Source organism: Methanomassiliicoccales archaeon, from assembly GCA_035527755.1.
Lineage (GTDB): Archaea > Thermoplasmatota > Thermoplasmata > Methanomassiliicoccales > UBA472 > UBA472.
Map to the genome: position 1 here is coordinate 38,943 of DATKZX010000008.1, position 21,376 is coordinate 60,318.

Annotated in this window: 26 protein-coding genes and 4 tRNA genes; 22 read left to right on the top strand and 8 right to left on the bottom strand. The window is 49.5% G+C overall.

Annotated features, from left to right (window positions below):
* The first annotated feature begins 23 nt into the window (after positions 1–23).
* From VMW85_03395 to VMW85_03410, 4 genes are all read left to right on the top strand, one after another.
* On the top strand, positions 24–764 hold the full coding sequence (locus tag VMW85_03395) for a 30S ribosomal protein S3ae (GenBank protein ID HUT27080.1): 741 nt from the start codon (positions 24–26) through the stop codon (positions 762–764).
* 15 nt (positions 765–779) lie between these two features.
* A tRNA-Met gene (locus VMW85_03400) sits at positions 780–888 on the top strand.
* Positions 889–954: 66 nt separating this feature from the next.
* Positions 955–2,136, top strand: coding sequence for an ArsA family ATPase (locus VMW85_03405; GenBank protein ID HUT27081.1), 1,182 nt, complete (start codon positions 955–957; stop codon positions 2,134–2,136).
* Between the two features lie 12 nt (positions 2,137–2,148).
* A complete protein-coding gene (locus tag VMW85_03410) occupies positions 2,149–2,457 on the top strand; it encodes a hypothetical protein (GenBank protein ID HUT27082.1) in 309 nt (102 codons plus the stop codon).
* Position 2,458: 1 nt separating this feature from the next.
* Here VMW85_03410 and VMW85_03415 read toward each other — a convergent pair whose 3' ends face one another.
* On the bottom strand, positions 2,459–3,022 hold the full coding sequence (locus VMW85_03415; protein ID HUT27083.1) for a CBS domain-containing protein: 564 nt from the start codon (positions 3,020–3,022) through the stop codon (positions 2,459–2,461).
* 126 nt (positions 3,023–3,148) lie between these two features.
* Here VMW85_03415 and VMW85_03420 point away from each other — a divergent pair, with 126 nt between their 5' ends.
* The 8 genes from VMW85_03420 to VMW85_03455 all read left to right on the top strand — a co-directional run bounded on the left by VMW85_03420 (position 3,149) and on the right by VMW85_03455 (position 8,640).
* Positions 3,149–3,742, top strand: coding sequence for a TIGR00296 family protein (locus VMW85_03420; GenBank protein HUT27084.1), 594 nt, complete (start codon positions 3,149–3,151; stop codon positions 3,740–3,742).
* A gap of 4 nt (positions 3,743–3,746) precedes the next feature.
* Entirely contained in the window at positions 3,747–4,997 is a 1,251-nt protein-coding gene (gene pyrC / locus VMW85_03425) for a dihydroorotase (protein HUT27085.1), read from the top strand.
* Positions 4,990–6,120: a YkgJ family cysteine cluster protein gene (locus VMW85_03430; protein HUT27086.1), complete on the top strand. Its 1,131-nt coding sequence runs from the start codon at positions 4,990–4,992 to the stop codon at positions 6,118–6,120. Before pyrC ends, VMW85_03430 begins: the two co-directional genes overlap by 8 nt.
* An 80-nt stretch (positions 6,121–6,200) precedes the next feature.
* Positions 6,201–6,416, top strand: coding sequence for an LSM domain-containing protein (locus VMW85_03435; GenBank protein ID HUT27087.1), 216 nt, complete (start codon positions 6,201–6,203; stop codon positions 6,414–6,416).
* Positions 6,417–6,425: 9 nt separating this feature from the next.
* A complete protein-coding gene (locus VMW85_03440; protein ID HUT27088.1) occupies positions 6,426–6,593 on the top strand; it encodes a 50S ribosomal protein L37e in 168 nt (55 codons plus the stop codon).
* Between the two features lie 16 nt (positions 6,594–6,609).
* Entirely contained in the window at positions 6,610–8,019 is a 1,410-nt protein-coding gene (gene purF, locus VMW85_03445) for an amidophosphoribosyltransferase (protein ID HUT27089.1), read from the top strand.
* Positions 8,020–8,091: 72 nt separating this feature from the next.
* Positions 8,092–8,475, top strand: a complete 384-nt coding sequence (locus tag VMW85_03450) for a hypothetical protein (protein HUT27090.1) — start codon at positions 8,092–8,094, stop codon at positions 8,473–8,475.
* 92 nt (positions 8,476–8,567) lie between these two features.
* Positions 8,568–8,640: transfer RNA gene (locus VMW85_03455), tRNA-Ala, on the top strand.
* A gap of 235 nt (positions 8,641–8,875) precedes the next feature.
* Here the strand turns inward: VMW85_03455 and VMW85_03460 are convergent.
* Complete coding sequence (locus tag VMW85_03460) at positions 8,876–9,133, bottom strand: tautomerase family protein (GenBank protein ID HUT27091.1); 258 nt, start codon at positions 9,131–9,133, stop codon at positions 8,876–8,878.
* A 220-nt stretch (positions 9,134–9,353) separates the two neighbouring features.
* Positions 9,354–9,812, bottom strand: coding sequence for a hypothetical protein (locus VMW85_03465; GenBank protein HUT27092.1), 459 nt, complete (start codon positions 9,810–9,812; stop codon positions 9,354–9,356).
* 191 nt (positions 9,813–10,003) lie between these two features.
* Between VMW85_03465 and VMW85_03470 the strand changes: the two genes are divergently transcribed.
* Complete coding sequence (locus VMW85_03470) at positions 10,004–10,231, top strand: hypothetical protein (GenBank protein HUT27093.1); 228 nt, start codon at positions 10,004–10,006, stop codon at positions 10,229–10,231.
* Positions 10,232–10,389: 158 nt separating this feature from the next.
* On the opposite strand, the gene VMW85_03475 is transcribed toward VMW85_03470, so the two are convergent.
* The 4 genes from VMW85_03475 to VMW85_03490 form a co-directional block, all read right to left on the bottom strand.
* The gene (locus VMW85_03475; GenBank protein HUT27094.1) at positions 10,390–11,472 is read right to left on the bottom strand and encodes a Fic family protein; all 1,083 of its coding nucleotides are present in this window, start codon (positions 11,470–11,472) and stop codon (positions 10,390–10,392) included.
* 585 nt (positions 11,473–12,057) lie between these two features.
* Positions 12,058–12,972, bottom strand: coding sequence for a cysteine synthase family protein (locus tag VMW85_03480; GenBank protein ID HUT27095.1), 915 nt, complete (start codon positions 12,970–12,972; stop codon positions 12,058–12,060).
* Positions 12,973–13,351: 379 nt separating this feature from the next.
* On the bottom strand, positions 13,352–13,723 hold the full coding sequence (locus VMW85_03485; GenBank protein HUT27096.1) for a dual specificity protein phosphatase: 372 nt from the start codon (positions 13,721–13,723) through the stop codon (positions 13,352–13,354).
* Positions 13,724–13,930: 207 nt separating this feature from the next.
* Positions 13,931–14,254, bottom strand: a complete 324-nt coding sequence (locus tag VMW85_03490; GenBank protein ID HUT27097.1) for a Rieske 2Fe-2S domain-containing protein — start codon at positions 14,252–14,254, stop codon at positions 13,931–13,933.
* A 63-nt stretch (positions 14,255–14,317) separates the two neighbouring features.
* Here VMW85_03490 and VMW85_03495 point away from each other — a divergent pair, with 63 nt between their 5' ends.
* A complete protein-coding gene (locus tag VMW85_03495) occupies positions 14,318–15,232 on the top strand; it encodes an amidohydrolase family protein (GenBank protein HUT27098.1) in 915 nt (304 codons plus the stop codon).
* Positions 15,233–15,302: 70 nt separating this feature from the next.
* Positions 15,303–16,193 (top strand): amidohydrolase family protein, encoded by an 891-nt coding sequence (locus VMW85_03500; GenBank protein HUT27099.1) that lies wholly within the window; start codon positions 15,303–15,305, stop codon positions 16,191–16,193.
* Here the strand turns inward: VMW85_03500 and VMW85_03505 are convergent, their stop codons facing one another.
* Entirely contained in the window at positions 16,194–16,760 is a 567-nt protein-coding gene (locus VMW85_03505; GenBank protein ID HUT27100.1) for a nitroreductase family protein, read from the bottom strand.
* A 92-nt stretch (positions 16,761–16,852) separates the two neighbouring features.
* On the opposite strand from VMW85_03505, the gene VMW85_03510 reads away from it, so the two are divergent.
* The 7 genes from VMW85_03510 (at position 16,853) to VMW85_03540 (ending at position 21,376) form a co-directional block, all read left to right on the top strand.
* Positions 16,853–17,389: a hypothetical protein gene (locus VMW85_03510; GenBank protein HUT27101.1), complete on the top strand. Its 537-nt coding sequence runs from the start codon at positions 16,853–16,855 to the stop codon at positions 17,387–17,389.
* A gap of 50 nt (positions 17,390–17,439) precedes the next feature.
* Positions 17,440–17,541: transfer RNA gene (locus VMW85_03515), tRNA-Arg, on the top strand.
* A 178-nt stretch (positions 17,542–17,719) separates the two neighbouring features.
* Positions 17,720–17,891 (top strand) — tRNA-Trp (locus tag VMW85_03520).
* A 232-nt stretch (positions 17,892–18,123) separates the two neighbouring features.
* The gene (locus tag VMW85_03525) at positions 18,124–19,254 is read left to right on the top strand and encodes a PAS domain S-box protein (GenBank protein ID HUT27102.1); all 1,131 of its coding nucleotides are present in this window, start codon (positions 18,124–18,126) and stop codon (positions 19,252–19,254) included.
* Positions 19,255–19,306: 52 nt separating this feature from the next.
* The gene (locus VMW85_03530; protein ID HUT27103.1) at positions 19,307–20,584 is read left to right on the top strand and encodes an MFS transporter; all 1,278 of its coding nucleotides are present in this window, start codon (positions 19,307–19,309) and stop codon (positions 20,582–20,584) included.
* A gap of 169 nt (positions 20,585–20,753) precedes the next feature.
* Positions 20,754–21,098: a hypothetical protein gene (locus VMW85_03535; GenBank protein ID HUT27104.1), complete on the top strand. Its 345-nt coding sequence runs from the start codon at positions 20,754–20,756 to the stop codon at positions 21,096–21,098.
* On the top strand, positions 21,080–21,376 hold the full coding sequence (locus tag VMW85_03540) for a YhbY family RNA-binding protein (GenBank protein HUT27105.1): 297 nt from the start codon (positions 21,080–21,082) through the stop codon (positions 21,374–21,376). Before VMW85_03535 ends, VMW85_03540 begins: the two co-directional genes overlap by 19 nt.

Sequence of the window (21,376 nt, forward strand, 5' to 3'; positions counted from 1 at the left end):
ATCTCACGATTGGAGGCTATTAATTGGCTGCTACAAAAAAAGCGTCTACGAAGGCCGCCTCAAGGAAGGTCAAGGACCGGTGGAAGGCCAAGGAGTGGTATAAGATATACGCTCCCCGCATGTTCAACCAGGCCCAGCTGGGCGAAACCCCCAGTGCTGATTCGACCAATCTGATCGGCAGGACCACCGAGGCAACCGTTCACGATATAAACGGCGACTTCTCCAAGATGCATGTCAAGCTTAAGTTCAAAGTTATGGACGTCACTGGTTTCGATGTACACACAGTGTTCATCGGTCAAGACCTGACCAGTGATTACATACGTCGGTTGACCCGCAGAAAGCGGACCAAGACCGATCATGTAATCGACGTTCGAACTAAGGATGGATACCTGATCAGGGTGAAGCCCATGAGCATCACCGAAAAGCGTATCCAGTCCTCTCAGGAGACCGCCCTCAGGGCGATCATGGACGAGGAGATGCGGAAGATGGGCGAAGAAAAGACCATCTCCGAGATTGTCAAGGCCATAATCGACGGTGAAATGGCCCGCAGGCTGGGAACGGTCTGTAAGGTCATTGTGCCCATCAAGAGGGTCGAGATACGCAAGACCGAGGTATTGGAGATGGGTTCAGAGCCCCAAGACCAGCCGGTCTTCGCCCCTGAGCCTATCCCCGAGCCCGTCCCTGAACCTATCCCCGAGCCCGACCTTGTGGAAGTGCCTGTGGAAGTGCCTGTGGAAGAGGTCGTAGCCGAGCCAGGGCAGTAAACCATTTCCCCGAATGCCGGGGTGGCTCAGCCTGGTGGAGCGTCGGACTCATAGGGATTAGGAGCAAATCAAGACCCTCTCCAGGGAAATCCGAAGGTCAGGGGTTCGAACCCCCTCCCCGGCACTCCCTCTTATTTTTTATTTCATCTCCATCGCTTAGAATGCAATTATTCAAGTATGACCGACTTTCTTGCTTACTTTCGGTGAGAGACTGAGAGTATTGATTTATACTGGCAAGGGTGGCGTTGGCAAAACTTCGGTCTCTGCGGCTACCGCCCTGCGTTGTGCTAAGCTGGGGCATCGAACCATAGTCATCAGCACAGATTCGGCTCATTCGCTGGCCGATTCATTGGATATGCCGCTCACTGGTGATATTAAGAACATCTTGCCTAACCTGGATGCCATCGAGGTCGATGTCATACACGAGATGGAGACTCGTTGGAAGGAGATCGGGCAGTACCTCTCGGACTTCATGGAGTCGCAAGGTATGGACCCCATCTCGGCCAAGGAGATGACCGTGTGGCCTGGTATGGAGCTGATGTCCGCCCTGTTCTACATCGAGGAGTTCAAGATCAGCGGGAAGTACGATGTGGTGGTCATGGATACGGCGCCTACGGCCGAGACGCTGCGCCTATTAAGCTTCCCCGACACCGCCGATTGGTACTTTGACAAGATGTATAAGATGTTCAAGAACACGGTGAAGCTCGCCCGTGCCACCGTGGGTAAGATCATGAGCACCCCGATGCCATCAAATGCCTTCTTGGAAGACCTGGACCATATCAGGGACCGCATGAAGGAGGTACGCATAATACTGCAGGACTCCCGGATGACATCGGTGCGGCTGGTCGTCAATCCGGAAAAGATGGTGATCAACGAAACCAAGCGTGCCTACACCTACCTTTCTCTCTATAACCTGACCGTGGAATGCCTGGTCATCAACCGGTTGCTGCCGGAAGGAATGCGGGACCATTACCCGCAGGCCAAGTACGAAGAGCAGTCACATTACATGGAGCTCATTGAGGAATCGTTCTCTCCATTGAAAATGCTGAAGGCATACCAATCCACCACCGAGGTTGTGGGGCAAAGGTCCCTGGAAGTGCTGGCGGAACAGTTGTTCGGGGACATTGATCCCGCCATCGTCTTCACTACCGAGAAGGCCATGGAGATATTCTCCAAGAACGGGGTGGACATGATGGCCTTAAAATTGCCCTTCTCCAGTAAGGACGAGGTAGAGTTATATAAAACGAATGATGTCCTAATTGTCAAGGTTGGCTGGTATAAGCGTTCGGTCGCTTTGCCTTACTCCTTGGTACATAAAGAAGCGCACAAGGCGGAGTTCAAGGACGGCCGGCTGCTCATCAGCTTCAAGTGAGGAATATACGATATGACTACCAAGAACGATCCATCCGAGAGCGAGCCACAGGCAAGGTCCCGCCAATCCAAGAACATGGGCACTGGACCTCTGAAACAGGACACCGTTGTTCATCTTATGAAGTCCGGAACGGAGTTCCTAATGGCCATGGACACCCTGATGCCACGCAACGCCATGCCTCCAGAGGTCAAGGAGCATTACAACAACATCAAGAAGGAGACCCTGTTACTGTTCCGTTCCTTCATCGATACCCAGCTGAAAGATATGGAGGGGAAGGCAGATGCTCCCGCCCCTCGCCTGAGAAAGATCGACCTGGACTGAATCAGGGCTGTTCTTCCCTACAGTCATGGCATAACAGGATGCCGTTCTCCAGCTGAAGGTTGATGGAATAGGACTCGCAGTCCTCACAATACCCAGACATGCTGCCCGGTTCTTTGATCTCCACTCCTTTTCTGACACCTAGTTTGGCCCATTCTCTTGTAAGTGCGATCAGGGAGGGTGAAAGGCGGAGCATGTCCTTTTCGGTCAGCATGCCTATGAGCTTGCCCTTGACCACCACAGGCAGTCGGCGCAAGTGCAGGTCAGACATACGCTTGGCGGCCACCGCAACGCTGGAATTCGGGGACACGGTGATGACCGGGGAGGACATGATCGTCTCGACCTTGATATTGGAAGGCGACTCACCCTCCGCCACCACCTTGTATAAGATATCCCGTTCGGTCAAAATACCGATCGGCTCCCCTTCCTCCAATATCACTAAGCTACCCACGCCCTCATGGAGCATTAGGAACGCGGCATCTTTCACGGTCATGTCAGGCCGCCCAGTGCTGGGGCTGCTGGACATGATCTCCTGAACCAGTATATCCCTTACCTCCTCGGCCTGCATAATATGTACTTGGAGATACGGTGCTAAATATCTTTCCTGAAACTGGCCCTGGTACGAGGGGCAAAACGAGGCGCATTATCAATAGTTATAAGTGAAAGGTGAATTCCTTCATAGTCTCAGATCGGTATGAAGGACCAAGAGGGCATTCTCGCAGTAAAACTAGCCCGGCGAGGGGTTGATGCTGAGACCAGGGACCTGGACATAGACACCTTTGACGTCCCGGACAGTTTCCGCCAGAAGAGCGGGGCATTTGTCACACTGAAGACCTTCCCGGGAGAGGACCTGAGAGGGTGTATCGGTTATCCCGAACCCAATTATCCTATGGCCGAGGCCATTCTGAGAGCGGCTCAAGGGGCCTGTCATGATCCACGATTCCCCATTCTTAGAATTGAAGAACTGGACGATATCGTAGTAGAGGTCAGTGTGCTGACGCCCCCTGAGGAGTTGAAGATCGAGCCCAGGAAGGACATGCCTGAAAACATCGTCATTGGGCGGGACGGTTTGATCGTGGAGAGGGGGCTCAATCGAGGATTGCTACTACCCCAGGTCCCGATCGAGTGGAAATGGGATGCCAACACATTTCTGGAGCAGGCTTGCATCAAGGCCGGGCTGACCCCGGACATGTGGCTTGACCGACGGACCAAGATACTGGTCTTCCATGCCGAGGTCTTCCACGAGGAGTCGCCATACGGTCAAATACTCCGGTCTCGTACCCAGTGATTGCATGGACGTAGTTGAGGGCAGGATCTTCTATCAGGGAAGGCTGCAAAAGGCCTGCGTGGGGTATGAGGACGGCCGCATCGTTAGTGTTAAAAAGGCTCTTGAAGGCGAGGAGCATTACGATTTCGGGGACCGGCTCATCCTGCCTGGGGCAGTGGACCCACATGTGCACTTCAGGGAGCCAGGACTTACCAATAAGGAGGACTTTCTCTCAGGCTCCCTTTCCGCTCTGTTCGGAGGGGTCACTTGTGTTTTGGAAATGCCAAACACTGTACCGCCGGTAGTTGACGCGGGATCGCTCAGGGATAAAAGAGAGCGGATCATCGAACGATCATGGGTTGACTATGGACTGTTCGCCTGTCTATCCCCCGGTAAGGATCTCGAGGGACTTTCCGATTGTCATGCGTTCAAGATGTTCATGGGCTCATCCACCCAAAGCGTACTGATGCGCGAGGAAATGGATTTGGCCAAGGCGCTGGTATCCGCCGGCAGTACTGATAAGGTCGTCAGCGTGCACGCAGAAGAGGACGACATGCTCCTGCAAAAGGACGAAAGGTCCCTCCGCGACCACGAAGAATGCAGGCCCAGGGGGGCGGAGATCAGGGCGATAGAGCGTCTGTTGACCTACCAGGACCAGGCTCGCATCAATGTCTGCCATGTCAGCTGCCCCGAATCATTGGCTCTACTGAAAGGTAGCCGAATGACCTTCGAGGTCACACCTCATCACATGTTATTAGATTCCAGTATGGACCTGGGAGCTTGGGGCAAGGTCAATCCTCCGCTTAGACGGAGGGGAGACCGTGAAGCGTTGTTCACTGCTTTCTGTAAGGGGGAGGTCCCTATGCTAGCAACCGATCACGCCCCCCACGCACCTGAAGAGAAGGAACGAGGCTTCGGAGAAGCGCCCTCTGGTATTCCGGGCGTAGAGACCGGGTTCAGTATGATGTTGGCATTGGTCAAGAGAGGTCATATGTCCTTGGACACTTTGCTCAAGACCGCTTCGATGAACCCAGCCAAGACGTTCGGTCTGAACAAAGGAGAGATAGCCGAGGGACGGGACGCCGACCTCGTCGTGATCGATCCTAGAGATATAAGGAAAATAAGCGCAAGGGAGCTGCATAGTAAATGCGGCTGGACCCCTTTCGAAGGAAAGGAAGCGATATTCCCCCAGGCGGTGTTCCTGCGGGGAAGGATGATGCTGAGGGACGGTACGATCATGAACGAAAGGCTTGGAAGGGAGGTGTCCCATGTTTAAGGTACCATATTCGTTGGACCTGAGCGAACTGGAAGGACGCCGTTTCATATGTCAGGACCCCTGTAAGTTGTGCTGCCTATGCCAGCCAGAATGCTTGGGGGACGAGGTCGATTATTTCAAGAAGAACCACCCCGACCGCTTGGTGATGAAGAAGGAGCCTCACCGACATTACGCCCTTGCACTGAAAAAGGGACAGGGGTCCTGTTCCTTTCTGGAGCAGGGGAAATGTCAGGTGTACGCGCATCGCCCTCATTTCTGCCGCCAGTTCCCCTTCCATATACATGTTGGAAGCCGTGTCCAGGTGGAATTGGACCTTAGTTGCCGCGGTGTTTGGCTTGATCAGGGTGAGGAGGCCATCAGCGAAGGCATTCTGATCGTCCAGCAGAACGACGAGGCCATCCGAAAGGCCCTACGGGAGGCCACGCCAGTCTACCGTGAATTCAATCACAATTGCACCGACGCGGGTCTGGACATCGATGTGCCCAAGGTACGCTCCCAGATCAACGCTCGCCTGGACGAACTGACCGATCTGCGTTTTATCGCTTCTCTGCTAGAGGGGAGCGTAGAGGAAGAGGAGCTTTCCATATCCGATCTCAAGGCCAAGCCATTGCTCGAAGGCAGCACCATGAAAGAACTAACCAATTCTGCCCTGGAGATGGTAACGGGGTCTCTGGCGGCGGACGAGCTCTTCCAGGCACCGGTCTACTGCGCCCGGGATGGCAGTTGGAATCTGTTCCGGATCGAAGGGCAGACCGTGGAAAGGCATCTGATGGATGTCGAAGGAGATGTACGCAAAGTAGGAGAGATGCCCATAAATGAGATCAAGCTCCGTCAACCCGAGGGCAAAGACCGCCTTGTACTGCGTGATTATCTCAAGGTACTCAATAATCGGGATAGTTTCATGGGATATGCGTTCTATCTGATGGACGAATACGATTATGAGGATCCCTGGCCCAACGTATATGCTGGGGTGCTATCCACCTCCGTATTGGACCTGCTGTGGCGTTCGGCCCTGATAGCCGCCTTCTTCCCCGGGTCCAAGGACGGGGAGTGGATGCGGGAAGGCATAATCTTTTACGACATGGACCGACTGGACGCTCCCACCTTGGGGGCATTCATATAACTGGATGTTCGGAACGAATGTTGGAAACGCAAAAACTTCATATACTGAACGCTCATTCGACCCACTAGGTGATTTGAGCGATGCAGAAACCTCTGAATGTCCTCAACTCGGCGATCAACAACCAAGTCATCGTCACGTTGAAGGGCAACCGGGAATACCGCGGGGTCCTTGACGGATACGATCCCCACATGAACCTGGTACTGAAGAACACCGAGGAGCTCATCAACAACGAGGTTGTACGCAAGCTCAGTGTCGCTATTGTCCGCGGAGACAACGTAATTTACATTTCACCCTGAGGTATTCTTATGACGAAAGGCACGGCAGCACATGGTAAGATGGGAGACCGTAAGACGCACGTCCCCTGCCGCAGGTGCGGAAAGAGGGCTTACAACATTAGGGCATCATTCTGCGCCTCCTGTGGATATGGCAAGACCGCTACCATGAGAACTTATAATTGGGCGAAGACTCATTAATTTTCGAGGTAGTCCTTTGGAGGATGACCGGCCGAAACATTTCTGTGGCGTAGTGGGCATGGCCCTGGATGGCGATGCCGTACCCATTCTCAAGAAAGCATTAAGGGTCATCCAACATCGGGGGCAAGAGGCCGCTGGCATCGCTGTTTATAACGGCCGTTCCATTTCTTATCACCGTGGCATGGGCTTAGTGCACGAGGTACTGACCGGTCGTGCTTACAGCGCTCTGTCAGGCACAAGTGGCATAGGCCATGTGCGATACTCGACGACAGGTTCATCATGCGCCGAGAATTCCCAGCCGATCGTCGTCACCACCATGGCTGGAGATCTAGCACTGGCGCACAATGGGGATCTGGTCAACGCCAACTCCATACGCAACCATCTGCAGGCGGCGGGATGGGCCTTCTTGACGTCTACGGACTCAGAGATCATCATACGCATGATGGCCACAGAGCTGTCGGTCAATCCAGACCCCATCCGGGCCATAAAGACGGTGATGAGGTCTTTGGAGGGGTCGTACTCTATCACATTGATGCTGGGTAACAGGGTGTTCGGCTTCCGAGACCCCCTTGGGTTCCGCCCCCTCTGTGTGGGCAAAATACCAGGTGGCTACGCAATAGCATCTGAAAGTTCCATCTTTGAGATCACTAACGGGGAGTTCATCAGGGACATCCTCCCGGGGGAGATAGTGGAGATCAGCCCCACATCAATAACGTCCACTCGGACCCCCGCATCACCCCATACTGCCCATTGCATGTTCGAGTGGGTCTATTTCGCCCGCCCTGACGCGGTCATGGAAGGCAGGGAGGTATACCAGGTGCGTCTGAATATCGGACATATCCTGGCCAAGGAGAAACCGGCAATGGCCGACGTGGTCGTACCGGTACCGGATTCCGGGCGCGCTCACGCCCTTGGATACGCTGAGGCCTCCGGCATACCCTACGCTGAGGGGTTCATGAAGAACCGATACATCGAGAGGACCTTCATAATGCCCGACCAATCACAGAGGGACGAGGGCGTTCTGCTCAAGCTGAACCCTATACGCTCCACCATGGAAGGCAAGAAGGTGGTCATCGTGGATGACTCCATCGTTCGTGGGACGACCATGAGGAGGATCGTGCAGATGACCCGCCGCGCTGGTGCCAAAGAGGTTCATGTGCGCATTGGTTGCCCTCCGGTCATCGCCCCCTGCTTCTATGGTATCGATATGAAGACCAGGGAGCAGTTCGCCGCCCTCAACCGTACCTCTGAGCAGATAGCCGAGCTCATCACCGCCGATTCGGTCGGTTATCTCAGCCAGGAAGGACTGGTCAGGGCTCTTGGGATACCAGAGTCGGAACTGTGCATGGCGTGTATCAACGGTCAGTACCCAACGAAGATCGCTGGTGAAGAAATGCGTTTCCAGAAGACCCTGGAATTTTGCTAAGGTGTCCTATCATAAAATCAAAACATCTTTATTATATGGAAATATTATTAATGGTGGAATTAATTTAATCCCATGAAAGGGATGAAGCGCCCTCTGGGCGTTACTATAATCGGCATCTTGCTGTTATTATTAGGGCTATTCTGGATATTGGGTGGCACGGCATTGGTGACCCTTACCGGACTGGAGACGGTGGAACTAGCGGTTGGAACGGTCTCCTTGTTGGTCGGACTGTTGTACATCGTCCTGGCCTTCGGTTTCTTCAAGGGCTGGGGCTGGGTTTGGATGTTGACCATGGTCGTGCAAATATTAGGTATTCTATGGAGCATCGCCCAATGGGTCATCAACGGGGCGGATATGGGCCAGGTGTTAGGCCTGCTTATCGGAATGATCATACCGATCATCATCGTGCTCTACATGAACAGCAGGGATGTCAAATTGTTCTTTGGAAGGGCTTGAAACCCCCTTCCCTGCTTTTTTTCCTTTAATGTAGCCAGGGCCAGGTCCATAAGGAAAGGTTATATAATGAAAATCGCTTTGCCATTTCCCACGGGCAGGTAGATCAGCTGGAAGATCGCTACCTTGGCATGGTAGAGGCCGGGGGTTCAAATCCCCCCCTGTCCATTCATTTCACTGTCTTTTTCAAAATTGCCCCATTTTTGGGGCAATGTGTTTTGGAAGGTAAAATATCGAGCCATATCATCTGACATATCTATCAGATCCAAGCCAAGATTCATTAAGAGATTTCTCTTGATAAGATTTCCACTTTAGGAAATTTTAATACTCTAGCCAGTCAAAATTCTGGTCACTTTTCCCCCAGCCAACCTTAGAAAGAAAAAAGAAAAAGGGAATGAGAGATCTAGTGTTGTTTAATCGCTATATGGACTATACCTTGTTTCACTCCTTGAAGCAATTCTGGAGTTATTCCCACTCCATTATTACCGAAGTCCCCCCACTCGGATTCCCTTATGATACAATATACAAATGGAAGCACGTTCTCCTTTGGATTTGGTCGAGCTTCAATTTCTGCGACAACTTCAGAAACACGCTTCATCATTTCCGCTTTCTGTTCTTTGCTCATAACTCCCTTGATAGTATCAATTGTCACCACCGGCATCTCGTTTTCACCTCCCCTCATAAAGAGACATGTACTTTTCGAGATAAGATTCACAATTAAGCAAACCCTTAGGATTTCTAGAAGATACCAACTCTAAATAAATTGTTATAAAGAAAAAGAGAAAAAGATTTGATCATTCTATTATAACCTCTGCCAAGATTCGTTAACCGGTTTTTCCTGATCCTTTTTCCACTTTAGGAAATTTTGATACTCTAGCCAGTCAGAAAAGTGGGGGGTGTAATCCCCCCTGACCATTCATTTCACTGGCTTTTTCAATATTGCCCCATTTTTGGGGCAAAGTGTTCTGTAAGGCGAAATAACGAGACATATCGTCTTTCATTTCTATCGGATCCAAGCCCAGATACTTCATTGTCGCTCTGGTGTCCGAATATTCCAGGATGGTAGCGATCCTTTCAGTTTTAACACATGCAAAGTGCATTCCCCTTCCATACGTTCTTCTTAGATCGTGATTAGAGATATAGGATCCTGCTTTTTTCTCTAACTTGAATAAATGCTTGTCAATAGCGCCCTTCTTGTAAGCGTGTAGTGTTCTTTTTAACTCGTTAGCATAAATCAGTAGGTTATCGATGATTATGCATCCTGGGTTCTTCTGACGCCCTCTGTCGACCTCTTTAGCCCTTGAATCGGGGATATACTCTCCGATTATATCCCCGGTCAATTGATGGCAGGTTTAAGTACGGTATTTACACCCCTTCTACCTCTTAAGCTATCTCTGTTTTGGTTTTGAAATTAATATATAATAATAAGAAAATAATATTAACACGGAATACCGAAGAACGTGACAATTTCAGAAAGAAAGGGACACTTAGTTATATCAGCAGGAATTCTTCGATTATATCGAGTGTTTTAATGAACGAAAAAAGTAAGAAACAAAAAGAAGAAAAAAAGGCGAAGAAAGTTGCGAAGGAATATCAACGCGAACTTAAAAAATTAGCCGAAGAGGCCGAAGAAATCCAGGAAGCATTAAAGAACACTAGCTGTTCAGAATGCCATACAAAATGCATTCTCAAAGATGATCCAATGAAACCGTACTGTCCCAAGTGCGATAAATACGTCACGAAGTTTTACACGAAATAGGGGAGGGGGCGGGTCCTCACCCCTACCTTATAAAGAAGTAATTCAACAAACCAATTTATTAGAGAAAGCAACAATTATTTTTCTAATATCCAGATAAGGAGTTATTTTAGTTACTTTTATTAGCACATCTGGAATATTTGATTTCCCAGTTCGAACTTTTAACTATCAATTTTATGTTTAGCAAAATACGATTCTAAAGGATCTTTAAATTTGTACTCCAGTGATTTCGTGTATCCTCTTTTCTCAAAAATATCATCCTCGCACAATTCATTCAAATGAGCCCGAACCGTTTGTTCTCCTCTACCATCAATCCATGAATATGCATCCGATGCCTTGAACCAACCATTTGTGTTTTTTCCTTTTATTATCAATCTCTTGCTTAATTCATTCAATCCTGAACTCATCAAATCTTTTGTTTTTAAATATTCAACAGCATCTGAATAACTGTTCAAAATGCAATCGGACATGTAATCAATTAACTCACTGTATGATTTGCTGTAATCTGTATAAGCCAGAAGTTGATAGTACGATTCCTTGTCTTTTAGAACGTTTTCATCTACTTTACAGAGATATGAATTTGGTAATCCATTTTGTTGGAGATATAAATGAAATAAAGATCGCCCTGTCCTTCCATTACCATCCGAAAAAGGATGTATGCTCTCGAACTCATGGAACATAATGGTGGCGGAAACCACTGGATGATATGCGGTTGAGTAGTTATTAATCCAGTCGATTAAATAATCCATTTGGCCCTTAATGGCATCTGGTGGTGTTGCATAGAAAACCGCAGTTCCATCATTTTCTTGGATTACACCCTCACTAACTCTATAAGAACCGGTCAATCCCGAGTAATTTGTGTTAGATAACAGTTGTCTATGCAATGCTTGAATTTTATTCTCGTCCCAAGGTAGACGATAGTTAGCTGAACCAGACAAAACACCCAGGTGATTAATGATCTCTTGAGTTGGCCCGTTTGGTGCTTCTGTTCTTGTTGTTTCTGTCATCGTATCTCTAGTAATTCGTTTTACCTCATCCTCTGTTAATGGATTACCTTCTAATTTTGTCGACCAATGGACATTCGATGAATATGAATTAAAAATTATTTCACTGAGATCTTCTGCTTTTAAAACAAATCTACTCAATTCAAAATCATATTGCTGAATTTGCATTATTCTCTGTTTGAATTCGCTTGGCACTTTGACATCCGGTTTGAAAGGAGTTAGTGGTCTCCTTGTTATCACGCCCGGAATCGAATAGATGTGAGGATATAATGATTTGATTATCATAATGAATTAATTAAGTCAATATCGATTATATTAATTATAGCCAATTTTTCGACGATTAAAATGATTCATTATTACTGTTATACATTGTTTATAGGTATATTGGTAATTTAGAAAAAAATGATTTATTTATAAATGAATATCATCAAAAAGAATAATTCTACCACAAAACAACCACTGCATATAGTAAATAATTGGCACATTATTTACCAACATTCGACCATTATAACAGATGATCTGGAATTAATAAGTTGAAAAGTTTTGTCGTCTCCTCACAACCTCTGCCAAGATTCGTTAAGTGGTTTATCTTGGAACTTTATCCGATTTTAGAAATTATGGTACTCTAGCTAGTCATCGGATTGGACAGTAATTCCCCTCCGTCCACTCTAATTAAAACCATTTTGTTCGATGCATACTTCCTACAAAACCTCTTGAATATCGCATCTTACTGATGCCAGTTCTTCCTTGCGTTTTCCTTACATCACATGTGATAACGAACCCTTCGGTACGTTGTACCAGTATCACAATTATTTTATGGACAGTCTATAATGTGAATAGGTTAGTGCTCAGGTATTTTTCGCCCCGATCGGGAAAAATGGTCACAATAACGCCGGACTCTATTTGTTTGGCGATCTCGATGGCAGCGTACATCGCGGCACCGCTGCTCATACCGACGAAGATCCCCTCCTGTTTAACGATCTGACGGGTCATTTCATAGGCTATTTCTGTCTCGACCATGATGGTAATGTCGATCTGGCTAGGGTCGTATATCGCCGGGACAATGGCCTCTTCCATATTCTTTAACCCTTGGATGTAGTGTCCTTTTACAGGATGGGCGCTGACTATCTTTATTTTTGAATTATGTTCCTTTAACGCTCTGCCCACACCCATTATCGTTCCGGAAGTGCCTAAGGCCGATACAAAATAGTCTACATTGCCCCCAGTTTGCTTCCAGATCTCATCCCCGGTCGTCTTGTAATGCGCGATCTTGTTGTATTGGTTGGAAAATTGGTCTGGCATGAAATACTTTTCAGGATGTTCCTTGACCAGTTCCCTTGCTTTTCTAATGGCCCCATCCGTGCCGTATTTCCCCTCACTTAAAGTGACGGTTCCGCCGAACGCCTTGATCATCTGTCGCCTCTCCACCGAGACGCTATCGCTCATAACGATCTCTACATCGTAACCTTTGATCGCACCGATCATCGCCAAGGCCACACCGGTGTTTCCCGAGGTTGGTTCGATGATAGTTTTACCTTTGGTCAGCTCGCCTTCATCTTCGGCCTGCTGAATCATGCTCAAGGCGATCCTGTCTTTAATACTGCCAGTAGGATTGAATCCCTCTAACTTGGCATATATCGTCGTGTTCTTGTTCGGATTCAACTTGTTAATCTTGACCAAAGGGGTGTTGCCGATTGACTGGAGGATATTCTCTTTTAAATCAGTCGATGGCTGCTTCATGTGATATTCTCAAGGTAAAAGGGAAGAACATTTATTATAACTATATCACAGTCAAAAATAGAACAGTGATATCTCATTGGCCATTCATTTCACTGTTTTTTCAAAAATGTGAAATCTACGATATGACGTTCCTGGGTCGTAACTATGGGACATTCCCTGGTATGATTAAGATGGTCGTGTCCTAGGTGTATCAAGTTTGTCTTGGAGTTTATTTGCTCTGGATGATTGAAATTTCTTCCATTGGCGATTCAGCACGCGATCTCTTATGATGAGGATTCTTCTTCGAATAGGGTGCGGCGATCTCTAAGACCGAAATTCCTCCTCTGAAAGGAGGAACAGGGTCATTCAGAACCTTGCCGACGGGCCGGGGCCTACCTGTCTATTTTGGTCCCAGCATCTCTACCCAGTCCCAATGGAAAACGGTCTGGGGTCTCTTCTCCTTAACGAATTTATAGGCATCTTCGTAAGACATGTCGTACTTCTTGCTGACATAGACCATGGCCAAGAACGGAGTCCTATCGACCCCCTCTGAACAATGAACCAATACCTTGGCGTTGAGTTCTGTGAGCGCTACGAGCATATCTCCCGCTTTCAGGACCTTGTTCACGAGCGGTTTTTTATTAGAGCCATAGACAATGTTAAAAAGGGTGCGGGCGTCGATTATCAGATCGATATCCACCTCTTTCAGCTCTGATATCATAAAAGCAGACCTCCATCCACCCACCGCAACGAAATCGTCTATCCAGTTCATTTATATCGCCCTCTGGGGTAATTGGTGATGTTCTCAAATCACCGATCTATGTTATTTTAATAGGAATGGAAGCCTTAATAAATTCGGTTGTAGCCGCAAGCCAATTCGCCCGATTCCATAATGTCAGGTCATCGGCCCAGGTAAGAGATTCGCGAACGCGCCATCAACGCTTTTATGGATCCTCAAATCGTTTTTTGATGGGCGCGTTCAGATATCTATGGATATGTCATCCCCACTGATCGACAATGGATAGGTTTTAAGAGGCTTTGCCTTGCCAATGAGGGGTATCTTTACCTGTGATACGACAGCTCCCGTTCTCAGGTCAAATCTGGAACCATGTTTGGGGCATTTCACAACAAATCCGTCCAACGTACCCTTCCACAACTGTCCAGCCATGTGCGAACAGGTTCCATCCATGGCATAGAACTTGCCATCCACGTTGGCGATCAGATAATAATTGCCTTTGATCTCTATGCCCATCATCGTGCCCGAAGATATCTCCTGGGTCTTAGCCACCTTGATATCGCTCATCGTTCTCCATTTAACATTCGTCCTTGAGGTTTTATCATTTCCGCCGCAGGCAAATATATTCTATTGACTACTCAGTTCAGAAAGATGATGATAATCGACAGCCACGTCCACATATGGTTAAGGGACCATCTCCCAGATGTTATGGTCCGTATGTACCTGGAACCCCTGGCCGCCCTCAAGGAGTTAATGGACTGGGAGGTCGATACAGATCTGGCTTGGCCTGAATACACGGTGGACGCCGAAAAGATACTAGAGACCATGGACGCCGGACCGGTGGATATGGCAGTTGCCCTACCGATAGACTTCAATTTGGTGGAACCGGCGCGAATCGACATCTTCGAGTACAACACCTGGGCGTTCGAGACCTGCGCCCCTTACCCGGACAGGCTCATCCCATTCATCGGGGTGGACCCTCAGAGAGGTGAGGCGGCATTGAAGATGTTGGACCATTTCACATCGAAGTACAACGCGCGTGGGGTGAAGCTCTACCCATCTACGGGATGGTTCCCCAACGAGGAACGTATCAACGCTTTCTATGACAGGGTCGACGACCTCGGTCTGACCATCATAACCCATTCTGGAGCGGCCTGGGGCTCACTGGAGGAAAAGTTCACCGAACCTAAGTATTGGTCAACGGTGCTGGAAAGATATCCAGATATCAAGATAATCCTAGCTCACCTTGGAGGAAAGTGGCGACCCCAGACGTTCGAGCTATGTCAGAAATATCCCAATTGTTACACCGATTGCTCAGCTCTGCAAGGCTGGCTTCCCTCCAATCCCGAAACCGCACTATCTCGGTTGAAGGAGGTGGGTGAAAAGGTGCCGGACAAGGCGTGCTTCGGTTCGGACTTCCCACTGTTCGAGCTCAGCTACGCCACCTCCTCGTGGGTACATTTTGTAAAAACCCAACCCTGGGCGGATGAGAACATCAAGGCCAAGCTGCTGGGGGAGAACATGCAAAAGGTCCTGGGAATATGATGCAGAGTACTACAGGACATGTGTTCCCCTCAGCAAAGATATAGTATCTGCTCCTCGTTTCTAAGGTACTATGATCATCGACGGTCATGTTCACCTATGGCTTAGGCCAATGTATCCAGATGTTATCATCAATGCCTATCTTGAGCCATGGTTGGAACTCGCTGAGTTCATGGACATGACCCGTGACAAGGAGGAGAACTTCCCCACCTCCGAGGTGAGACCTGAAACCTTGGTGGAGTATATGGGCCGGGGTAAGGTGGACCGATCGGTCATCCTCCCCCTGGACTTCGGTACCGTAGAGGAGCCAAAGGTTGGCGTGGAGGCGTATAACGATTGGGTCTTCAAATGCGCGGAGGATTATCCCGACAAGCTCATCCCCTTCATGGGCATCGATCCGACCCGCGGGGAGCAAGCCCTCAAACTGATGCGCAAGTACCATTCCAAGTACGAGCCCAGGGGCATCAAGATATATCCACCGAACGGGTTCTATCCCTACGAAGAGAGGCTGGATCCTTTCTGGAAAGAGGTCAAGGACATGGGCCTCACGGTGGTCACCCATGCCGGTGCCAGCTGGGGTCCTTTGGACGAGGAGAAGAGCCGGCCGATACATTTCCGGAAGGTCCTGGAACGATATCCTGAGATAAATGTCATCATCGCCCATCTGGGAGGTAAGTACCGCGCAGACACTTACGAACTGGCGGCGGAGTTCGATAACCTGTATACGGACTGTTCCGCGCTACAGGGATGGCTTCCCAGCGAGCCTGGTGTGGTCATCGATCGAATGAAGGAGGCGTTCTCTCACATGGGTGATCGAGTGATCTTCGGAAGCGATTGGCCATTGTTCGACCTTTCCTATCCTTACGAGTCCTGGTGCTGTTTCGCGAAGGAACAACCTTTCTGCTCCGAGGACCGAAGGGAGAAATTGTTGGGCGGCACTATGCAAAAGCTGCTCGGTCTATGATCAAGACCAGTGGTTCCCCCATCGACCGTTGAAAAAGTTCTCTCCCACTGGTTTTCTGGCCGGTCTCTCCTTTTCTGAGATCAATTGCTTCTCCGAGAGCATGGAAACATCTGTTCCTGGGTATCCACAGTTGACCAGGGTGATAAGTACGTGGTCTTCTGGGATGCCCAGTTTCTCTTTTATTGCTAAGGCGTCGAATCCGGCTATCGGGTGAGCGATCAATCCCAGCTCGGTGGCGCGCAGCAGCATCTCTCCCACCGCTATACCAGTGCTGAAAAGAAAGTAATCTCGCCTGTCGTTCAGTTTGCAATCGTCGTCCAATCGAGCGCAGATGGCGAAGATGAGCGGGGCCTTCAAAGCCCAGGAGTTACCCTTTGATAATGAGCTTTTAATGGCTTCCAGGGACACGGGGTCATAGGCCACGATCACTCGCCAAGGTTGATTGTTATTGCATGAGGGGGAAAGTCGGATGGCCTCCATCAGCTCTGCGATCACATCAACATCAACAGTTCGAACGTCCAAGGCTCTTGTGGCTCTCCTTCTCTGAACCGATTCCTTGACGTTCATCGACATAGTTGAAAAATGAGCGTTCTTCGTTATTATCACTTTCTAGGCCAAGTCCTTAATAATTACTGGGGCAATAATAGCTGGAGATAACAATGGTGGACCTTAACATAATAGAGGCGGGGCTAGTGGTCGGGGGGCTTGTAGCCATAGCCAGCGCTTGGTATGGGCGGAAGGAGAGCTCCTCCTGGGACGAGGTGCTCATGTTCCTGGGTTTCATAGTGGGCGCGGCCATGATCGCCATAGGTGTCCTGGCCTGGAGCGCTGGGGAGTATGATTTCTCCACCAGGTTCATCTTGATATTCCTGGGGTTGTCCCTTTTCCTAAGGGCCATTAAGGGGATAAAGCTGGCAGCATTGATCGCCCTGATCGTCGGCGGTGCCGTTGGTTATGGACTTTATTGGTTGTCCATGGCATACGAACTGGAGTTCCTCAGCACCACCGTCATATTGGTCATAGCGTTCGTCGTGCTGATCATCGTCTACGTGATCTTCAAGTTCGCCGAGGACCTGATGGACATGGGCGGGTTCATATTGGGCTTCCGTCCACTGCAGTTCGTAATGGGACTGGCCGCATTGGTTGAGGCCACCCTATTGCTGGCCAATTACTCCATCTGGTACTTCCTAGGCTGACCTCCGGCACCATAAACCTTTAAAACGGGGAGTGTTATTGCGGACCGTTCGGGCCCGTGGCTTAGCATGGATATAGCACTGGCCTTCTAATCCCTGATAACAGGGGAGAAGTAAGTCAGTGGTCCCGGGTTCGAATCCCGGCGGGCCCGCCACACGTAGAAAAGGTTATTAAATACCCATTGAATCAGGGCTCCTAGTCTGGTGGATTCAGATGAAACGAAGTTCACGCGCCTGGAAGAAGAAGGGCAAGCAGCGCTGGAAGTGGCGCAAGAAGAAAATGAGAAGACGAAAGCGGGCCCAGAAGATGCGCAAGCGCTAAATCTGACTTGTGGGGGTATGGGGTAACACGGTATCCTCGCGGGCTCCAGTTAATATGGAGTGATTGCTAACGGGTTTGCTGATCCGGTGATGAATAACTGGAGCGATGACCTGTTAATTCGCGTGGGGTAGCTCCCCACGTAGTGGAAACCCGCTGATCTGGGTTCAAATCCCGGTGCCCCCACCTAATCCTTTTCGTCTTCAATCATATTCCTGGTCTTAGGACCAGTGAAACCTCATTTTTCTGATCATTCGTAGAAATGAATCGAAACTCTCGTCAGAATTTTTTGACAAATGAAATCATAATATCAAAAATCGTAACAATAATTGAAACATTAAATAAGACCGGGATAATCCTGGCGCATTCTAAGGTGCACTACATGATCATCGGTTTACGGGCGAGGAGTTGAATTCCGATGATACGATGTCTGTACGTCGACGACGATTCTTTTCTCCTGGAGGTCGCCAAGGAGTTCCTGGAGATCGAGGGGGATATTAAGGTCGAGGTTGTTTGTTCTGCAAAGGATGCCTTAAAGATGATGTCGGGTAACACTTACGACGCAATTATCTCCGACTATCAGATGCCAGATATGGATGGTATCAACTTCCTCAAACAAGTACGGGGATCAGAAGACGGAGTGCCCTTCATCCTGTTCACAGGACGCGGTCGAGAGGAAGTGGTCATCGAGGCTCTGAAGAACGGGGCCGATCACTATATCAAGAAAGGCGGGGACCCACTGTCCCAATATGCCGAATTGGCCAATCTGGTGCGGCAAACAGTGCGCCGAAAGGAGGCCGAAGAGTCCATTCGTTTCAACGCCTCACGTTTCAGGGCGCTCATAGAGAACACCCGTGACCTGGTGACCATCATAGACTGGTCTGGCTACATCATTTATTCCAGCCCGTCCACTCGGAAGGCCCTCGGATACACCACTGAGGAATTCAAGGGGAGCAGCATTTTCAGCTACTTGCACCCAGACGACCGTCACATGGAAAATATATTCATGTACAGTGCCCAGAAGGACCAGTGCGGTCTACCTGCAGAGTTTCGTCTGCGAGCAAAGGATGGTGCATACCGCTGGTTCCAGGGCAGCGCCAGCGGGTATCTGGAGGAGAAGAATATTGGGCAGGTCATACTTTATGCCTGGTTCATAGACGAAAGGAAGAGCTTGGAGTTAGAACTTATCGCTAAAGACCAAGCCTACGAGAACCTTATGGAACAGATTGATGAGATGGTGTTCCGATTGGACGAGATAGGACGTTTCATATCGGTAAACCAGGCAGTTTGCCGTTTCTTTGGAAGGACAAAGGAGGAGCTAATAGGTGTCCACGCTACTGATATCGCTTCCTCTGGAGGACAGGATGCCATATTCTCCGTCATAAGGGAAAAATTTAGTGGACAGCACGCAAAATCCCGGCACGAGTACTCGGTGATCAACGCTCTAGGGGAGAAGGCGATGATCGAGGTGACCTCATGGGTGATCATCTCCAAAGGGTTGAAAGGAATATTGGGGGTAGCCGCTCCCATGAATAAGACGACCGAGTGATGCAGGTCCGATCATCAATTAAATATGGATTAATCGATATCGAGCTGTGATCATGCGCAAGGACGATCCATTGTTCGTCTATGTGGTCAATCAGACCATGCATTGGTTCATTATCGGACTCACCCTGCCGATCATTATCCTGTATATGATCAGCAAGGGCCTGGACCTGTTCCAGGCCGGTCTGGTCCTGTCTGTCTACTCGGGAACCGTCATTCTCTTGGAACTGCCTACTGGAGGGTTGGGCGACGCCATCGGTCGAAAACGGGTCTACATGTACTCTCTCGCCATGTCCCTCGTATCCGGGGTGGTGCTGTTATTTGCCAGCGGACTACTTTGGTTCGTTCTAGGTTTTGTTTTCTATGGAGTGGCCCGAGCCCTGTCATCAGGTTCAATGGACGCATGGTTCGTCGACGAGTTCGGGAAGACGAAACCTGCGGGAGATCTTCAGACGGCCTTGGCCAAGGCCAACATCTTCATTCCACTGGGGATCGGGGCCGGCTCGCTCATAGGTGGTCTTCTACCCATGTTGACCTCGGACCTCGCAGAGAATGTAAGTTGGATGAACCGTTATTCCGTGAACCTTCTGCTGTTGATCGTTATGGTGCTGGTGCAGATGGGTCTGACGATCACATTGGTCCGGGAGACGACCTTAAAGGAGGGGGGTAGAAGCCTTTTACAGGGATTCAAAACGCTTCCCCAGGTCCTGTCCGATGCCCTGGCCTTCGGCATACGGGATCGTTTCACACTGGTGCTGATGATCTCATCCCTCTTCATGGGCTTCGGCCTTCTTTCTGTGGAACTTCTTTGGCAGCCACAAGTACTCGGTCTCATGGGAGATCCCACTGAAACGTGGATATTCGGGGTCCTGGCCGCAGGATATTTCTTCGCCTCGGCCTTGGGAAACATGGTGGCTACCCGGCTCGTTCCCTGGTTCGGCCGGGACCATCTCCTGTTATTGACCATCGTCCGAGCGGTCTCCGGCGCGACCCTGGTGATCCTGGCCTGGCAGCAAGGCTTGCTGGAGTTCGCCATAGTATATCTTCTTCTATACCTGATATTCGGTGTAGCTAGCTCTCCCCATGCCGCGGTGTTCAATGCCAGGATACCCAGTGAAAGGAGGTCCACTCTGATGTCCTTCGAGTCCCTGATGCTTCAGAGCGGCGGTATGCTAGGTTCTTTATTCATCGGCACCTGGGCCAAGTTGGCGGGCATTTCATCCGCCTGGACAGTGGCCGGGTTGATACTACTGCTCTCATCGTTGACTTACGGCTACCTTTATTGGGTCGGTAAAAAAGCAAAGGGCCGATCGATGCAGTTAATGACGAGATGAGAGGGACCATTGCCTCCTGGGAAATGCGGAGAACCCTGATTTCCAAGTACGTTTCGATCATTGGTCCAAGTTCATCCCATTAGAACGACTTCTTTTACTGGAATGGAAAATGTCTCGGAGAAACCTATTAAATCAATAGTGTTCATGCCACTTTGAAAGGAGAATTCCTTTGGGTAAGAAGAAGGTGTCTAATAACCAGGTGAGGGGTATCTCCCGTAAAAGAATGGATATTCTGGTCACCATGTCGGAGAGGGAGGCATTAGCTGGGAACATGGTCAGGGCTAAACGCTACATGGAGCTGGCCAGACGCATATCCGGGCGGAACAAAGTGCCCATGCCTCTCCGGGCAATGTACTGTCACCGATGTTTTACGCCTTTAGTCGCCGGTATCAATTGCCGGGTGCGATTAAGGGAAAAGAAAGTATGCACGCACTGTTTAGAGTGCGATTCGATCAAGCGGATCCCGTACATTCGGGAGATCAAGGAGAGAAGGACATGCCGCCAAGAACAATAAGGGAAGTAAAGAGGGTGGGGCATGGGTTGCGACCCACCGTGCACGTAGGCAAGGAAGGGATTACCGATACTCTTATCGATGAAATAGTGAAACAGATAAAAGGACGCAAGGTGGTCAAGATCAAGCTCCTCCCCAGTGTGGAGGAGGACCGCAAGGTGGTGGCCATAGAGCTCGCCGATCGCTCCCATTCGGAGTTGATCGATGTCATCGGCCACACCATCCTATTATGCGACCGTCGCTATCTGCAAGGCAAGGGAGACACCAAGCTTACAGAGTGA

Bases quoted from the DNA above. Each gene is read 5' to 3' on its own strand.
- VMW85_03480 (HUT27095.1), bottom strand. From the start codon at position 12,972: ATGAAGCAGCCATCGACTGATTTAAAAGAGAATATCCTCCAGTCAATC.
- VMW85_03510 (HUT27101.1), top strand. From the start codon at position 16,853: ATGGTGGACCTTAACATAATAGAGGCGGGGCTAGTGGTCGGGGGGCTT.
- VMW85_03415 (HUT27083.1), bottom strand. From the start codon at position 3,022: ATGCAGGCCGAGGAGGTAAGGGATATACTGGTTCAGGAGATCATGTCC.
- VMW85_03470 (HUT27093.1), top strand. From the start codon at position 10,004: ATGAACGAAAAAAGTAAGAAACAAAAAGAAGAAAAAAAGGCGAAGAAA.
- VMW85_03490 (HUT27097.1), bottom strand. From the start codon at position 14,254: ATGAGCGATATCAAGGTGGCTAAGACCCAGGAGATATCTTCGGGCACG.
- VMW85_03435 (HUT27087.1), top strand. From the start codon at position 6,201: ATGCAGAAACCTCTGAATGTCCTCAACTCGGCGATCAACAACCAAGTC.
- VMW85_03540 (HUT27105.1), top strand. From the start codon at position 21,080: ATGCCGCCAAGAACAATAAGGGAAGTAAAGAGGGTGGGGCATGGGTTG.
- VMW85_03410 (HUT27082.1), top strand. From the start codon at position 2,149: ATGACTACCAAGAACGATCCATCCGAGAGCGAGCCACAGGCAAGGTCC.
- VMW85_03430 (HUT27086.1), top strand. From the start codon at position 4,990: ATGTTTAAGGTACCATATTCGTTGGACCTGAGCGAACTGGAAGGACGC.
- VMW85_03500 (HUT27099.1), top strand. From the start codon at position 15,303: ATGATCATCGACGGTCATGTTCACCTATGGCTTAGGCCAATGTATCCA.
- VMW85_03450 (HUT27090.1), top strand. From the start codon at position 8,092: ATGAAAGGGATGAAGCGCCCTCTGGGCGTTACTATAATCGGCATCTTG.
- VMW85_03525 (HUT27102.1), top strand. From the start codon at position 18,124: ATGATACGATGTCTGTACGTCGACGACGATTCTTTTCTCCTGGAGGTC.
- VMW85_03485 (HUT27096.1), bottom strand. From the start codon at position 13,723: ATGAACTGGATAGACGATTTCGTTGCGGTGGGTGGATGGAGGTCTGCT.
- VMW85_03505 (HUT27100.1), bottom strand. From the start codon at position 16,760: ATGAACGTCAAGGAATCGGTTCAGAGAAGGAGAGCCACAAGAGCCTTG.
- pyrC (HUT27085.1), top strand. From the start codon at position 3,747: ATGGACGTAGTTGAGGGCAGGATCTTCTATCAGGGAAGGCTGCAAAAG.
- VMW85_03420 (HUT27084.1), top strand. From the start codon at position 3,149: ATGAAGGACCAAGAGGGCATTCTCGCAGTAAAACTAGCCCGGCGAGGG.
- VMW85_03530 (HUT27103.1), top strand. From the start codon at position 19,307: ATGCGCAAGGACGATCCATTGTTCGTCTATGTGGTCAATCAGACCATG.
- VMW85_03440 (HUT27088.1), top strand. From the start codon at position 6,426: ATGACGAAAGGCACGGCAGCACATGGTAAGATGGGAGACCGTAAGACG.
- VMW85_03460 (HUT27091.1), bottom strand. From the start codon at position 9,133: ATGCCGGTGGTGACAATTGATACTATCAAGGGAGTTATGAGCAAAGAA.